General features: G+C 55.7%; 11 protein-coding genes. 7 read left to right on the forward strand and 4 right to left on the reverse strand.

Annotation, left to right across the window (positions count from 1 at the left end; genetic code table 11):
- Window positions 1-171: 171 nt before the first annotated feature.
- From DMG62_13060 to DMG62_13085, 6 genes are all read left to right on the forward strand, one after another.
- Window positions 172-2697 (forward strand): hypothetical protein, encoded by a 2526-nt coding sequence (locus DMG62_13060; GenBank protein ID PYY22531.1) that lies wholly within the window; start codon window positions 172-174, stop codon window positions 2695-2697.
- 171 nt (window positions 2698-2868) lie between these two features.
- Complete coding sequence (locus DMG62_13065; GenBank protein ID PYY22532.1) at window positions 2869-3168, forward strand: hypothetical protein; 300 nt, start codon at window positions 2869-2871, stop codon at window positions 3166-3168.
- A gap of 33 nt (window positions 3169-3201) precedes the next feature.
- Window positions 3202-4587: a hypothetical protein gene (locus tag DMG62_13070; GenBank protein PYY22533.1), complete on the forward strand. Its 1386-nt coding sequence runs from the start codon at window positions 3202-3204 to the stop codon at window positions 4585-4587.
- A 22-nt stretch (window positions 4588-4609) separates the two neighbouring features.
- A complete protein-coding gene (locus tag DMG62_13075) occupies window positions 4610-5530 on the forward strand; it encodes a zinc ABC transporter substrate-binding protein (GenBank protein ID PYY22534.1) in 921 nt (306 codons plus the stop codon).
- Between the two features lie 5 nt (window positions 5531-5535).
- A complete protein-coding gene (locus DMG62_13080; protein PYY22535.1) occupies window positions 5536-6408 on the forward strand; it encodes a metal ABC transporter permease in 873 nt (290 codons plus the stop codon).
- Between the two features lie 118 nt (window positions 6409-6526).
- Window positions 6527-7300 carry a hypothetical protein gene (locus DMG62_13085; protein ID PYY22536.1) on the forward strand — a complete coding sequence of 258 codons (774 nt, stop codon included), beginning with the start codon at window positions 6527-6529 and terminating at the stop codon, window positions 7298-7300.
- Between the two features lie 72 nt (window positions 7301-7372).
- Here the strand turns inward: DMG62_13085 and DMG62_13090 are convergent, their stop codons facing one another.
- The gene (locus tag DMG62_13090; GenBank protein ID PYY22553.1) at window positions 7373-7909 is read right to left on the reverse strand and encodes a transcriptional regulator; all 537 of its coding nucleotides are present in this window, start codon (window positions 7907-7909) and stop codon (window positions 7373-7375) included.
- Window positions 7910-8089: 180 nt separating this feature from the next.
- Here DMG62_13090 and DMG62_13095 point away from each other — a divergent pair, with 180 nt between their 5' ends.
- Complete coding sequence (locus tag DMG62_13095; protein PYY22537.1) at window positions 8090-8710, forward strand: HAD family hydrolase; 621 nt, start codon at window positions 8090-8092, stop codon at window positions 8708-8710.
- Window positions 8711-8724: 14 nt separating this feature from the next.
- On the opposite strand, the gene DMG62_13100 is transcribed toward DMG62_13095, so the two are convergent.
- The 3 genes from DMG62_13100 to DMG62_13110 all read right to left on the reverse strand — a co-directional run bounded on the left by DMG62_13100 (window position 8725) and on the right by DMG62_13110 (window position 16573).
- Window positions 8725-11841, reverse strand: coding sequence for a multidrug transporter subunit MdtC (locus DMG62_13100; protein PYY22538.1), 3117 nt, complete (start codon window positions 11839-11841; stop codon window positions 8725-8727).
- 170 nt (window positions 11842-12011) lie between these two features.
- Entirely contained in the window at window positions 12012-15281 is a 3270-nt protein-coding gene (locus tag DMG62_13105; GenBank protein PYY22539.1) for an acriflavine resistance protein B, read from the reverse strand.
- A complete protein-coding gene (locus DMG62_13110; protein ID PYY22540.1) occupies window positions 15278-16573 on the reverse strand; it encodes a multidrug transporter subunit MdtA in 1296 nt (431 codons plus the stop codon). Before DMG62_13110 ends, DMG62_13105 begins: the two co-directional genes overlap by 4 nt.
- Between the last annotated feature and the right edge of the window lie 82 nt (window positions 16574-16655).

Below are 16655 nucleotides of genomic sequence, written 5' to 3' on the forward strand. Positions count from 1 at the left end.
CGTGAAGCGTAGCTACGGATTTTTGCTGGTTTTTGTTCATTTAGCCAGCATTTTCAAGCGCATCTAGCTGGCGCTAATCAAGTCTGGGCCTTTCTAAACCCCAATGCCGCCATTGAACAACTGTTGCCTCTCGGGCTTTTCAGCCCTCAATCTTCTGGTTTCATACCTGATATGGAACTTTTAGGAAACTCGGGACATTTTCTCTTCGTTTCAACGTCTATAGCTCGTAGTCGCAAGCGCCGTTGCAGAAGGAGGGCATTGATGGAGAGCATGAGTTGGTTCTGGCAAGACCTGCGCTATGGAGCAAGATCTTTGCGCAAAGATCGAGGCTTTTCCCTGCTGGCGATGTTTGCGCTGGCTTTGGGAATTGGCGCTACTACAGTGATTTTCAGTGTTCTCGATAACGTTTTGCTGGAGCCCTTTCCTTATAAAGATTCTGATCGACTGGCCGGGTTTTTTATTCACGACAACTCGCGGGCAGATCAAGATGGACGCGGCGACTTCTCAATTGCCGAGTACCTCGATTTCAAAGACCAGAACCACGTCTTCGAAAACATCATTGGCAACCGCGGCTTGGACGTGCTCTACACCGATAAGGAAGGCACAAAACAATTCCAAGGAGGTGAGACCACCGCTGACGCATTTGAATTTCTCGGTATCAATGCGTTCTTAGGTCGTGGCCTTGTTCCGGACGACGCAAGAGCGGGCGCTCCTCCGGTTGCGGTGATGAGCCATCGCATTTGGCAGAAGGACTTCAATGCGGATCCTTCCATCGTTGGCAGCCTTGTCACGCTTAACGGAAAGCAGGTGACGCTGATTGGCGTAATGCCCCCGCGGTTTCTATTCGGGAACCAAGATTTCTGGCTGCCGCTGACTCTCGATCGCGGCGATACGCTCCCGTTTCATGGCGTATGGACACTGTCTCGCCTGAAGCCCGGTATCAGCCTGCAAGCCGCAGCCTCGGATCTCGACGTTGTAGCTCGCCGATTGTCCAAGGTCTATCCCAAGGAGTATCCCGCAAACTTCAGCATCAAGACCATGAGTCTCGCCGACCAGGTTGTAGGTCGATTCCGCATCATGCTCTTCGCGCTGATGGGAGCTGTGAGCATGCTTCTGTTAATTGCGTGCAGCAATGTTGCCAACCTGCTGCTTGCGCGCGCTACAGTACGCGAGAAAGAAATTGCCATTCGCGCGTCCATGGGTGCGAGCCGCTCACGGCTGATCCTGCAGCTCATGGTTGAAAGCTTCATTCTTGCGATCGTGGGCTGTCTGGCCGGATGTCTGCTCGCTTACGCCGGCATCAAGGGAGTGCTCGCCGCTCTGCCTCCAGACATCATTCCTGCTGAGACGGTCATTACGCTGAACATGCGCGTGTTAGCCTTCTCCGTCGGCATAACGCTGATCACAACCCTGCTATGCGGCCTGGCGCCAGCCTTCCATGCGGTTCGCGGTGAGCTTCACAATCGATTGAAAGACACTGGAAAGGGAACGCCGACAGGATTCCGCCACGGCCGCTTTCGTTCCGGCCTCGTAGTCTCGCAAATAGCGCTGTCGATCGTGCTCCTTGTCGGGGCGGGGCTCATGATGCGCAGCCTGTTCGCGCTTCAGAATGTTGATCTTGGGCTCAAGCCGGACCACATCCTGGTAGCGCGCACTCCATTGCCGAAGGGCCGTTACGAAACCGCAGAACAGAAGCGTATTTTCTTCCGTCAGGTCTTGCAGAAGGTCTCGGCTTTGCCCGGAGTGGTGGCGGTAACTGAGACGAGCACCCTTCCTCCATATGGCGGCATTCCCAGCGAAGTCACCGTTCCGGGTACGACGCATGCTGAAACATGGCATTCGATTTTTCAACTCTGCAGCGAAGGTTATTTCCCAACGCTAGGAATTCGATTAGAGCGGGGCCGACTGCTCACCGAGAGCGACGTCGAAGCCGCTCGGCGCGTGATCGTTGTCAACCAAACGCTCGTCCGCAATTTCTTCGGGAAAGAAGATCCCATCGGCAGGTCGATCAAGTTCAATCTGCTCGACACCGCGCCGGCCTCACCGAAAGACGCTTACTTTGAGATTATCGGGGTGGTGGCCGATGTAAAGAATCGTGGGCTACAGGAAAGCCCGCAGCCCGAAGCGTTCATGCCCTATAGCATCTCGGGCGCCTTCGAGCGCGGATTTTTGGTGCGAACTGCAGTCGAGCCGTTGTCGATGCTGTTGAACTTGCGCCGGGAGATTTGGTCTGTAGATCGCGGGGTCGCGCTTACGTTTACCGGGACACTCGAAGGCTACTTGCAGCAATTCTCCTATTCCCAGCCGCGTTTCGGATTGATTCTGTTCGGAGTGTTCGCAAGCATCGGAATCGCGCTTGTAGCAATCGGCGTCTTTAGCGTGATGGCCTATTCAGTTTCTCTCCAGACTCATGAGATCGGCATCCGCATGGCTCTGGGCGCGCAGCAAAGCACAGTTCTCAAAATGATCCTGCGTAAAGGTTTGGTAATCATCGCAGTTGGGATCTTGGTCGGTGAAGTCGCAAGCCTGCTCCTGACGCGTGTGATTCAGAGCCAGATCTGGGGAGTATCTGCGCATGACCCGGTGACATTCGGAGCTGTGCTCGCTGTCTTAATCGCGGTGGGAGTCTTCGCTTGCCTGGTGCCGGCAAGAAGGGCAACACAAGTGGACCCGCTGGTCGCGCTGCGGTACAACTGATTAAAGTATCGGCTGATCCGTCATGGAGGAAACACTCTTAAATGGCAAGGCTAGTTCGCCACTGGCCGCGGCCAATCAAGAGCGTCCAGACTGAGTGAACGACGGCGACTTAGTGAATCCACCGCTGTTACTCTGTTTGCTCCAATCGGCCCCAACGATTAGCATGAAGCTATGCTGGTGCACGGCACCGCGGATCGCGGTTGCAAACTCTTTGTAGTTCTGTTGCTGCTCCTAGTTGCAACAGCGATCTCGGCCCAGGCTGTTCATTTTCATTCTCCGAACGAAATCGCATCGGCCAGACATTGCACATTATGTGAAGTAACCCCCGGGATACTTCCCATTCTGACCATTAGCATCCTCTCGACTCCTGGTTCCGTAGATGCTGTCGAAGCGGACGAACTCCAGATCAATCTCCAGTTCCCTGAGGGTTCCAATCTTTCCGTCCGTCCGCCTCCTTCCGTACCTAACTAGCGGCTCTCGGCGGTAATCTTCGCAACGGAAAAAATGCTCGAAGGAGTTTCCCGAATGAGGAAGCATCTTGCACTGTGTGTGTTGCTGATCGCCCCTGCAGCTTTCGCTCAGGCACCAGGTACGAATACCGCAGCAAATGAAAATGCGGCTCTTGAACAAAAGATCCGGGATCTGGAAGACCGAATCGTCGCCCTCGAGGGGCAAGTGCGCATCCTTAAATCGCAGCCCGGCGCTTCGGCAGCTCCCGGTGTTACTCAAGCCCAGCCCGCTCCGGCGGCGCCGACTCCATCTCCAACTTCGACGGAGGCAACAGCCCAGGCTGGAGTGCAGACTGCACCGCAGGAACCTGTACGCCTGGGCGGCGCAGGCACTGCAGCCGCCAAGGCCTTGAATCCGGATATCAGCATGATCGGCGACTTCATCGCGACTACCGGACAAAATCACGTACTTTCAGCTCCCGTGATGGAGATGCATGAGTCGGAGCTGGGCGTGCAGGCGATTATTGATCCCTACGCCCGTGGCGACTTCTTCCTCTCTTTCGGCGAAGAGGGCGTCAATCTTGAGGAGGGATTCATAACCTTCACCGCTCTTCCTGGAGGAATCGTGGCCAAGGCGGGCAAGATGCGTTCTGCTTTCGGAAAAGTGAACACATTGCACAATCACGTGTTGCCCTGGATCGATCGGCCCGTGGTGAGCGGCAATCTTGTCGGAGGCGAGGATGGCATCGACGATGCCGGCTTCTCCGTCACTCGCATTTTGCCTGCGCCAAAAGGATTGTTTCTCGAAGGCACCGGCCAACTGTTTCGCGGCGACTCTTCCGATGTGTTCAAGAGCTCGCAGCGGAGTGACGTAAGCGTAGTCGGGCATCTGCGCGGCTACGGAGATATCTCTGAATCCACAAATCTGGATCTGGGCGTCTCCTATGCCAGAGGTCACAACGATCTTGGAAGCGCTTTTACGACGAGTCTTTACGGAATCGACGCCACCCTCAGGTACAAACCGCTGCGACGCGCAATCTATAAGTCTTTTGTAGGCCGCGGTGAATTCATCTGGAGCCAGCGTCAGCAGCCGGTTGGATCTGCATGTCTTCCGGGGACTTGCCCATCGGGTATCGCACCCAACTTCCAGCGCGCCTTCGGGTTTTATACATCAGCGGATTACCAATTTGCGCGCCGCTGGTTCCTCGGAGGGCGCCTCGACCGCTCCGGCCGTGCCCGAGATGCACGCATCACTGATGACGGCACTTCCATTGTGCTTACGTATTGGCCGAGCGAGTTCGCGCAGGTTCGGGGACAATATCGCTTCACTCGTTATGGAGCGCCGATTTCGACGCTATCTCCTCCCGGCAAAGAAGACGCGAACGAACTGTTGATGCAGATTCAATTCTCCCTGGGCGCCCATGGTGCGCATCCGTTCTAACCAAAAAGGACCTAAGAAATAGATGATGAAAAGACTTACGTTTTTCGGATTACTGGCAACGCTACTGCTGCCGTCCCTTGCCTTTGCCAAGAAGCTCATTGTCGTCACCTCTACCACCGATCTGGCCGCTCTGACGCAGGAGGTCGGAGGTGATCGAATCAATGTGGAGGCGATCGCCAGGGGATATCAGGATCCGCATTTCGTCGAGGCCAAACCCAGCTTCCTGCTGAAATTGAGGAACGCCGACTTGCTCGTCAGTGTGGGTCTCGACTTGGAAATTGGCTGGCTGCCGCCATTGATCACGCAGTCCGGCAACGGGCGAATTCAGCGCGGAGCAAACGGATATCTCGACGCTTCTCAGTTCGCCGAGATCCTCGAAATTCCGCAAGGCACAGTAACGCGCGCCGAGGGTGACGTGCATCCTTTGGGCAATCCGCACTACTGGCTTGATCCGGACAATGGCAGACGCCTGGCAAAGGGAATCGCCGGAAAGCTCGGCGAACTCGATCCAGGAGATTCAAGTTACTTTCAGCAACGCGTTGCTGACTTCGACAAGCGTCTTTCCGAGGCGGAAAAGCGTTGGGACGCGCAAATGCTTCCCTATCACGGACGCAAAGTTGTGACTTATCACCGTTCCTGGCCAAATTTTGCCAAGCATTTTGGTCTCGATGTCGTCGGCTACGTTGAACCTCGCCCGGGCATTCCCCCTACACCTTCGCACACGCTCGATCTCATCAACCTTATGAAGCGCGAGAACGTTAAGGTCATGCTGATTGAACCTTATTTCGATCTGAAAACACCGAATAGTGTCGCAAGTCAAACCGGAGCCAAGGTGCTGGTAATGACGCCTTCTGTCGGCGGCGAGAAGGGCGTGGAAGACTACTTCAAGCTCTTCGACTACGATTTGAACCTGCTCAAGCAGGCATTTGATTCGACAAAATAAAATCCATGGAAATACTGCAATTTCTCATTCTTCCCTTTGTCGCCAGCCTGATTCTCACTGGCATTCATGCGTACCTTGGCGTACATGTCGTCGAGCGCGGTGTGATCTTCGTCGACCTCGCCCTCGCGCAAATCGCGGCGCTGGGTGCAACCATCGCAATTCTGTTCGGCATGGACCCTCATGGCTCGGCAGCCTATTGGTTCAGTCTTGGATTTACGTTCTTGGGCGCCGCGATCTTTGCCTTGGTGCGTTCGCGGCACAAACGAATCCCGTTAGAGGCGATCATTGGAATTACCTATGCCGTCGCTTCTGCGGGCGCCATCCTGGCGATGAGCAAGGCCACGGGCGAAACCGAGCACCTGAAAGACATGCTCGTCGGCAACATCCTTGCAGTTTCACGGCACGACGTTATTAAGACGGCAATCCTATACGGCGCGATTGGAACCTTTCACTACATCTTTCGGCGAAAGTTTCTCCTGATTTCTTTGAATGAGGACGCAGCCCGGGCGAGCGGTATCAACGTAAGGCTTTGGGACTTTCTTTTCTATGCCTCCTTCGGTTTTGTGGTTACTTCGTCTGTCGCCATTGCCGGAGTGCTACTCGTCTTTTGTTATCTCATCGTTCCCTCAGTAGGAGCCATGCTTTTCGCGGACCGTATTGGATCTCGCCTGGCGATCGGATGGACCATGGGAACGTTAGTGTCCGCCCTGGGCTGTTATGTGTCAGTTTGGGCCGACTTGCCTACTGGCGCCACGATCGTGTGCACCTTCGGCGCAGTGCTTGTTGCGATGGCATTACTCAAAACCACCTACTTCGCCTTGCGGCGTCGCACTCAACATGCTCAACCGGAGCTGCATAAGTCGGTTCGCGCAAAATAGTTGCGGACGTTTGGAGCGTGAGCAGGCGGGCTGAAATCCGGGATCGGGACTCATCTGGCGTTTTCATGATCAGGATCTCGTCGCCGGCGCTCCGAGACCAGATTGCTAGAATCTCCGAATGACGCGCTGGCTTCCGCTGCTTTTCCTGGTTGTGTGGACTGGTGCGCTGTTCAGCCAGTCCGAGCCGATCACGCCCGAAGCCAATCCCGGCAGACCGACAGTTTCGACACCGGCGACCTTGACGCCGATCGGCTACCTGCAATTCGAAACCGGAGCATTTGGAGCAACGGACTCGCCGGAATTTTCCACGCGAATAAGCGCGAATGAAGTTGTGAAACTCACAGTTCATCCGCGGGTTCAGTTATTGCTTGGTTTTGAACCCATCGCGCACACTATCGGGGAGAAGCGCGCGACCCAATTCGGGGATGCCTTCGTTGGACTCCAATCGGTTGTCGCACGTACTCGAGATGACCGCTCCACGCTTTCAGTTAGTCTGTTGCATCAGATTCGAGATAGCGGTGCACCTGACGTCGACTTCGGCAGTCCGCGTAACTCCGCTGTGCTCCTCTTCAGTGCCGACACACTGGGCTTTCACGTTGACGCAAACGCGTTAGCCAACGAACTGGTAAACGAGACGACCCGGAGAGCGCAATTCGGGCAGACTCTCTCCATATCTCATCCAGTGAAGAGGTTCATTGTGTCAGGAGAGATTTGGCACTTTACGCAGCCGTTTCTGCATGGTCACGCCATTGGGAATTTGTGGGCTATTGCCTACCCTATACGGAAGAACCTCGTGGTCGATACCGGTTTTGATCGCGGCCTGACCAGCACTTCAACTCAGTGGGAAACGTTTGCGGGATTTACTTTTATGCTTCCCCATCGGCTGTGGTAGTAGACGTCACCAAAACAACAAGGCCGATCCCATACGGGATCGGCCATTACGCGAGCGTGAGCAGGGATATGTTTAAATCTTGCGACGTGGACGCGTTGCCAGATCGCGCATTTGCATCATCAGACTCGAGCGCTGCATGGGATCAAGCGTGAAAATGAATGGCGCGACCTCGGCCACGAATGGATCAGCAGCGAGAGACGCGATTTCGTCCTCGCGCGCGCGTCCATCTCCACGCAGCAAATCAGGAATCGTGACCTCCAGCGCCCTGGCCAACCGTGCGAGCGACGACAATGTTGGCGTCGCCTTCTCATTTTCGATCTTCGATACGTAGGTGCGCGGCACCTGCATGCGTCCGGCAAGCTGGCGTTGGCTCAGCCCGGAGCGGCGGCGCAGCGAACGAATCGCGAGCGCAATTTGAATCTGCGGAAGAGAGCTGTTGCTATCTGTTGTGGGGATGACTTCAGGCGCAACAACAATCGGCTCGGGCTCGTTGTCGAGTGACGTTCGGCACTTACGGCAATTATTGTTATTGGTCCGAAATTGGACGAGGTGACAATGGTCGCATCTCACCACCTCTCGGGAATCAACAGGCGCGAGCGTCGTTGCCATGTAGTTTGGGAGTTGCCAGAGCGGGGCACTCTCAAACAAAAGCTCGAATCCGGGATGAGTTCCCCGTAATTCAGCCACGGTTACTCTGCGGTACTCTGCAGTGGAAGTCAAGCAAAAACCGGAAGAAAACACGATTAAACTAGCAATAAACACCGGAGAAACAAGGGAGAAAACAGGTAAATGATCGGACAATCTCGTGACTCGGCGTGGAGTTTACTAACTGAATACACCCAGTCGGAAAGCCTGCGGAAGCATGCTAAGGCGGTTGAGGCATGTATGCGCGCTTATGCGCGAAAGTTCGCGCGCGAGCAGGGCCTCAGCCCCTCGGCAACTGATGAGCTTGAGCACAAGTACAGCGTAACCGCACTGCTTCACGACTTCGACTATGAGCGCTTTCCCACGCCGGAACAGCATCCTTACGTCGGCAATAAGATCCTTGAAGAACGTGGATATGCCGAGGACATCCGTCGCGCAATCATGTCGCATGCGGACTACACGGGTGTTCAGAGACAAACGCATATGGAGAAAGTCCTGTTTGCTTGCGACGAGCTCGCTGGATTCATCACCGCCACTGCGCTAGTGAAGCCCTCGAAGTCACTGGCCGAGGTGGACGCCAAATCCATTCGCAAGAAGATGAAGGACAAAGCTTTCGCTCGCAGCGTATCGCGAGAGGATATTGTGAACGGCGCTGCGGACCTCGGGGTTGATCTCGACGAGCACATTGCCTTCTGCATTGAGGCTATGCAGAGGATCGCCGCGGATTTGGGGCTGGCCGGCAATGCTGCCGCAAGCGCCGGTTAACGTTCTTGGATTAGCTAGTCCCCGGCTTCCGGCTGCTGCACAGGACGCGGGCCCAATTTGGGTTTGCGAACAAAACGCAGTCGGAAGCGATCAAGATAGAGGTAAATCACTGGCGTTGTGAACAGCGTCAGCATCTGGCTGACGAGCAGGCCACCTACGATTGCGATTCCCAGTGGACGACGCATTTCGCTTCCCGTTCCGGTACCGATCGCCAGCGGCAGAGCGCCAAACATGGCCGCCATCGTCGTCATCATGATGGGACGAAAGCGTAACAAACAGGCTTCGCGCACCGCATCTTCTGGCGATTTACCTCCTTCACGTTCGCTCTGCAGCGCAAAATCGATCATCATGATGGCATTCTTCTTGACGATACCAATCAGCAGGATGATGCCGATCATCGCGATGACGGTGAATTCGGTATTGGTGAGCAGCAGAAAGATCAATGCGCCCAAGCCGGCTGAGGGCAGCGTGGAAAGAATCGTGACGGGATGCACAATGCTTTCGTAGAGCATTCCCAAGACGATATACACGGCGGCGAGTGCTGTGAGAATCAGAATCGGCTCGCTTTGTAGTGACGCCTGGAAGGCCTGCGCTGTGCCCTGGAAGCCCCCATGAATCGTGGATGGCATGCCCATCGTACGCGCAGCGTCTTCAACCGCCGCTTCTGCTTTGTCGAGCGAAACACCAGGACCGAGATTGAACGAAATGGTCACCGCTGGGAACTGCCCCTGGTGTGCGACCGCGATGGCTGTTTCCGTGGGTTGAAAGTGAGCAAAGGCGCTGAGCGGCACCTCAGTTCCATTACGGGAATGAACATAAATGTTCCTTAGCGCCTCAGGTCCCTGACTGAACTTGGGATCCACTTCCATGACAACGTGATACTGATTGATGCCGCTATACATCACGGAAACCTGGCGCTGCCCAAAGGCGTCATAGAGCGTGCTGTCGATTTGTGCCGGCGTAACTCCGAGACGTCCCGCGGTCTCGCGATCGATCACGACCGTCACCTCCAGCCCATGATTCTGCTGGTCACTGGAGACGTCTCTCAGCTCCGGCATGCGCCGCATTTTCTCCACAAGCTGGGGAGCCCATTGCAGCAGGTCCTGAAGATTGTCGCCCTGAAGCGTGTATTGGAACTGAGAGTTGCTTCCTCGGCCGCCGATGTTCACGTCCTGCACTGGAACCATGAATAGCTGGGCGCCCGGAATGCGCGAGAGCTTGGGACGCAAACGGTTGACCACGTCGAAAGCCGATTCCTTCCGCCCTTCTCCGAGCGGCTTGAGTTGGATGAACATGTTGGCTGAGTTTGTTCCGCCGCGTCCGCCGCCGCCTGTGAAGCTAATCGCGGTGTCAATCGCGGGGTCTTTTAACACGATGCTGTTCAGGAGTTGCAGCTTCGCCTTCATCGCCTCAAATGAGACATCCTGCTGGCCGATCATGCTGCCAGAAATCCGTCCTGTGTCCTGTTGCGGGAAAAATCCTTTAGGGATGATGTAGTAGAGGTAAATGTTCAGCGTAATCGTAAGCAGCGTGATTACCAGCACCAGCGGTTGATGGTCCAGAACCCAGTCGAGCGAATGGCGATATCCGTCGTGCAGCCAGTTGAAGGCACGTTCGCCCGCGTTATAGAGACGGCCATGCTTCCGGCCGTGTTCTGAGCGGAGAAATTTGGCGCACATCATGGGAGTGGTCGTGAGCGAAAAAACCAGCGACAGTAGTACGGCAACACTTAGTGTGACCGCGAACTCCCGAAACAAACGCCCTACAATTCCACCCATCGCCAAAATGGGAATGAACACCGCAATGAGCGAGGTGCTCATCGAGAGCACAGTAAAGCCGATCTCCTTTGCTCCAAGCAGGGCCGCAGCCATGGGCTGCATGCCGGCCTCGAGATGGCGAGTAATGTTCTCGATAACTACGATCGCATCGTCAACCACAAATCCGGTAGAGATCGTCAACGCCATCAGGGACAAGTTGTCCAGCGTGTAGCCGGCGAGATACATCACGCCGAACGTTCCCACCAGAGACAGTGGTACGGCCACGCTGGGGATAACTGTGGCCCATCCGCTGCGCAGAAAGAGGAAGACAACAAGGACAACCAGGCCTACTGAGATCGCCAGTGTGCGCTGCACGTCCCTTACCGAAGCTCGGATCGTGGTCGTGCGATCCATCACAACCTGCAACTTAACCGTCGGCGACACGGATGCCTGCAATTGCGGCAACAGCTCACGGACCCGATCGACGGTGCCAATGATGTTCGCGCCCGGCTGTCGAGAAATCACCAGCAGTACAGCCGGCTTCCCGTTCGCGAGGCCTGCATTCTGGGTGTTTTCAACGGAGTCGCGAACGTCAGCAACTTCGTGCAGGAATACCGGCGTTCCACTCTTGGAGGTTACGATCAGATTCTGATAGTCGACGGCTTTAAAGATCTGGTCGTTAGTACCGATGCTCCACGCGCTTTGGACGCCGCTGATCTGTCCCTTGGCGGAATGCGCATTCGCTGAACTAATTGCTGTCCGCACCGCATCGATGCCGACGTTCAGTTTGCTCAGCAATAACGGATTCGCTTCTGCACGCACTGCAGGACGAGAACTTCCTCCTACAAAAACATTGCCAACCCCCTGGATCTGCGAAATCTTCTGCGCGAGCACCGAATCAGCGATGTCGTACATCTGCTGCTGCGTCTGTATATCGGAGGTCAGAGCGACGATCATGATCGGCGCGTCAGCCGGATTCACCTTGCGCCAATTCGGATTGCTCGGCAGGTTCGCAGGCAGTTGTCCCCGCGCAGCGTTGATGGCAGCTTGAACATCGCGCGCAGCCGCGTCGATATTTCGGCTTAGATCAAACTGCAGAGTGATGCCAGTTTGTCCAAGACCGCTGGACGAGGTCATTTGTGTGACGCCAGCAATGCGGCCAAATTGCCGTTCGAGGGGTGTTGCGACCGCAGAGGCCATCGTCTCCGGGCTTGCCCCCGGCAGACCAGCGTTCACCGAAACCGTGGGAAATTCCACTTCGGGAAGTGGAGCTACCGGCAACTTTGAATACGCCAGCGCTCCAGCCAGCAACACGGCAACACTGAGCAGCGATGTGCCAACCGGCCGGCGAATAAATGGAGTCGAAATGCTCATCTAGTTCAATCGCGTGATCGAGTGAAGCGAAACCTTGGCTATCAGCTTTCGGCTTTCGGCCAATAACCTTCATGGCAGTTCACGAAACCGCGAATAGGTTGAAAGCGCGATGCCCAACGCATGTTTTTACTTCACCCGATGACGCGATCACCCGATCACCCGATTTCTTTTTAGTCCGCTCCTACGGGTTCCTCAACTACCTGGTTAATTCGGAAGCGGCCCACCCTTCGGGCCATCCGATCGAAGAACAGGTAGACGACAGGAGTTGTGTACAAAGTGAGGACTTGGCTGACCAGCAGTCCTCCGACGATCGTGACGCCGAGTGGACGGCGCAGCTCCGATCCCGTTCCGGAACCGAGCGCCAGCGGCAGTCCACCAAACATCGCAGCAAAGGTTGTCATCAGGATTGGGCGGAAGCGAAGCAGGCAAGCCTGATAGATCGCGTCGCGTGGCGGTTTACCTTGGTCGCGTTCTGCTTCCAGCGCAAAATCGATCATCATGATGGCATTCTTCTGCACAATGCCGATCAGCAGGATGATGCCGATCAATGCGACTACCCCAAATTCAAGCCGGAACAGCAGTAAGGCGAGAATCGCTCCAACACCAGCCGAGGGCAGCGTCGAAAGGATCGTGAGCGGATGAATATAACTCTCGTACAACACACCCAACACGATGTACACAGTAATGAGCGCCGCTAGCACCAGATAGGGTTCATTGGCCAGCGAGCTCTGGAAGACCGCCGCCGTGCCCTGGAAACTCGGATGAATGCTGGCCGGCATTCCAATCTCGGCACGCGCAGCATCAATCAATTTGGTCGCTTCGCCCAGCGACGCTCCAGGAGCGAGATTGAAGGAGACCGTAGCCACCGGGAACTGTCCCTGGTGATAGATCGCCACTGGAGTTGTTGTGGTCTCAATGTGGGCAAAAGCACTCAGCGGAATGATTTGCGATCTTCCGCTGGCCACGTTCGGGACAGGAGCACTGCCTGTGCCGCTGCTCGCCTGTGTTGAGCTCCCTGCCGACGATCCACTTGAAGTCTGATTCGCAGCCGCAGCGCCTACGGACGCACCGCCAACGCCGCCTCCGCTCGTTGCCGGGGGGGGCCCACCGGGAGAGGCATGCACATAAATGTCGTTGAGATCGTTCGGCGTGAGCTGGTGGTCTGGCGAAACCTCCAGCACCACGTGATATTGGTTGAGCTGCGTAAAGATGGTCGAGATGAGCCGCTGCCCAAAGGCGTCGTATAGAGTGTCGTCGATCATTTGCGGCGTCACACCGAGGCGAGAGGCGGTATTGCGATCTACGACCAGATCTGCTTCGAGACTGCCCGATCCCTGATCGCTGGCAACATCGCGCAACTCGGGAATCTGCTGCAATCTTTGAAGCAGCTTGGGAACGTATTCCGTCAGGTCATTGGCGTTCGCGCTTTCCAATGTGTACTGAAACTGAGTGCGACTGATGCGGTTCTCGACGGTAATGTCCTGCACCGGCTGCATGTACAGGATGATGCCTGGAATCTGACTCACATTGGGCTGCAACCGGCGGATAATCTCGGAAGCGCTGGCCTTACGTTCCTCGCGCGGTTTCAGATTGATCTGAATGCGGCCTACGTTCGGCGTCATGTTCGTGCCGTCAACACCGATAAACGACGACAGGCTCTCGACGTCGGCATCCTTCAGCACAATATCCGCCAACTGCTGTTGTCGAGCCGCCATCGCCTTGAACGAAGAGGTCTCCGGCGCTTCCGTGATTCCGAGAATCACCCCCGTGTCCTGAACTGGGAAAAATCCCTTCGGAACAATAATGAAAAGAAATATGGTCAAGGCAAGGGTGCCGACTGTCACCAGCAACGTGATTGGCTGCTGCTCCAGAACAACTCTCAGAGTGGAGGCATAGGCGTCGCGCAGCCGGTTGAAGGCTCTTTCCGAACCTCGCGCAAACCAACTCTCGTGCTTTTTGTCCGTCTTCTTCAGCAGGCGCGCCGACATCATCGGCGTGAGAGTGAGCGAGACAAACGCAGAGACGAGAATGGTGACGCTCAAAGTCACTGCAAACTCACGGAACAGCCGGCCAACAATGTCCCCCATGAAAAGCAGCGGAATGAGCACCGCGATGAGAGAAACCGTCAACGACACAATGGTGAAGCCGATCTGCTTCGATCCCATCAGAGCGGCTTCCAGCGGCGGATGCCCTTCTTCAATGAAGCGATCGATGTTTTCGATCATCACAATGGCGTCGTCTACGACGAATCCGGTTGAGATTGTGAGAGCCATCAAAGAAAGATTGTCGAGTGAATAGCCGAGCAGGTACATCACTCCAAAGGTGCCGACAATCGACAGCGGCACAGCGACGCTGGGAATGATGGTCGCAGCGACGTGTCGCAGGAACACAAAGATGACCATTACTACGAGCGCAATCGTCAGGAGCAACTCAAATTCGACATCCCGCACCGAAGCCCGAATGGTTACAGTCCGATCCGTCAGCACTGTAACCTTTACCGTTGGCGGCAGCGCGGCATTGAGCTGCGGCAGCAGCTTCACGATCCGGTCCACAACGTTGATGATGTTCGCGCCGGGCTGCCGTTGAACGTTCACGATCACCGCCGGCGTCCTGTTCATCCAGGCAGATTGCTGTACATTCTCGACGCCGTCGATAACGTTGGCTACATCCTGCACGCGAACCGGCGCACCGTTTCGATAAGCGATGATGATGGGTTTGTAGTCGTCGCCGGAATAAATTTGATCGTTTGCGCCGATACTGAACGATTGCTGCGGCCCCTGGATGTTGCCTTTGGCTTGATCTGTATTGGCGGCGGCGAGTCCGCTGCGTAAATCTTCGAGACTCAGACCGTATGACGCCAGAGCTGTCGGATTCGCCTGAATCCGCACTGCCGGCTTTTGTCCACCACTGATGGTTACCAGTCCCACTCCGGGAAGCTGGGAGATCTTCTGGGCCAGAGTTGTATCGGCCAAATCCTCGACTTTGCTCAATGGCAATTGATCCGAGGTGAGCGCCAGAGTCAAAATCGGCGAATCCGCCGGATTCACCTTGCTATAAATAGGAGGATTTGGCAGATCACGCGGTAGATATGTTCCTGCAGCGTTGATGGCTGCCTGAACCTCCTGCTCAGCCACATCGATGTTCTGTTGCAGCTCGAATTGCAGGGTGATCAGCGAGCCCCCGTAGGAGCTGACGGATGTCATCTGGTTCAGTCCCGGAATCTCTCCGAACTGCCGCTCCATCGGAGCGGTCACAGACGACGTCATCACATCCGGACTCGCGCCCGGATAAAAAGTCAGAATCTGAATTGTAGGGTAATCAACCTGCGGCAGCGCTGATACAGGTAGCTGTCGGTACGCCACCATGCCGGCGAGCAGGATGCCGACCATTAACAGCGACGTTGCGACCGGTCGCAGAATAAAAATGCGAGACGGATTCATGCTCCATGACCGGCGCGCCGGCCTGCTCCTCCAGGACGGCCCGAGGGAGTCGCCTGCCCAGGCTGCTGTCCCGGTATTTGCGCATCAACGCGGCTGCCCGGCTGTAACTTCTCTTGACCGTCCGTCACGACCTGCTCCCCAGGATTAACTCCGGAGTCAACCACGGCACTAAGGCCTTCAGTAAGCGCGACCTTGATCGGCCTTTGTTCTACGGTCTTGTCCTCTTTCAGCGCGTAAACGTAGGTACCCTGTGCGCCTCGCTGCACCGCCGTGGCCGGAATCGTAATGGCATTCTGGCGCGTGTAGACCTCCAGGCGTGCGTTCACAAACTGATTCGGATACAAGGCATTATCACGATTATCAAAGACTGCCTTCAGGCGAAATGTTCCCGTATTGGGATCGATCTGATTGTCGATCGTTTCCAGGCGACCGTCCGCGATCTGTTGCGTGTCGTCGCGATTCCAAGCCTGTACCTCCAGCCGGCCGCTCCTCATGTGCTGAGTCACCATTGGCAAGTTGTCCTCGGGCAAGGTGAAGAGGACAGAAATCGGCTGCAGCTGAGTAATCACCAGCAATCCATTCGCATCGGAGGCATGAACCATGTTGCCAGGATCGACTAGTCGCAATCCGACTTGGCCGTCGATTGGAGCCTTGATGTGGCTGTAGGTAAGGTTCAGCTTGGCATTATTGATCTGGGCATCGTCGGCACGCACCAGACCTTCCTGTTGGGCCACCAGCGATTCCTGTGTGTTGTATTGCTGCTGGGCGATTACGCCTTGCTTGTAGAGATCGGCATAGCGCTGCAAATCGCGCCGCGCATTTTCGAGGTTTGCCTGGTCCTTGAACTTTGTCGCTTCAGCCTGCGCGACCTGCACTTCGTAAGGTCGAGGGTCGATCAACGCGAGTTCATCGCCTTTGCGGATGTGCTGTCCTTCGCGGAAATTCACCTGCATCAGCTGGCCATCCACACGACTGTGAATAGTCACCGTGTAATAGGCCTGAACATTCCCCAATCCCTCGAGGTAAACGGGCATGTCACGCTGCTGCACGGGAGCAACTGAGACGGGGATGGCGCGATTGGCATCAGCCCCAGCGGCACCACGACCTCCCTGCCCACGAGCGGAGTTCTGATCTGGCGCCTTGTGCAGCGATCGAAGCCCAAACATACCCAGCGCAATAACAGCAAAGATGACAATGATCCAGATGACCGTTTTTCGGCCGCCCGAGCTACGCCGCGGTGGGATTTCCACTTCTCTTAGATCGGGTGGTGGAGTTATGAGTGGTTGTGCCATTCGTAATGTCGTGCCCCAAAAGGCGCATTGAATCCAACTAATTTACAGCATCCAAGCGCCTGAAACGCCTGCTGAAGCCAGG

The organism is Acidobacteriota bacterium (genome assembly GCA_003225175.1).
Classification (GTDB): Bacteria; Acidobacteriota; Terriglobia; order Terriglobales; family Acidobacteriaceae; genus Gp1-AA112.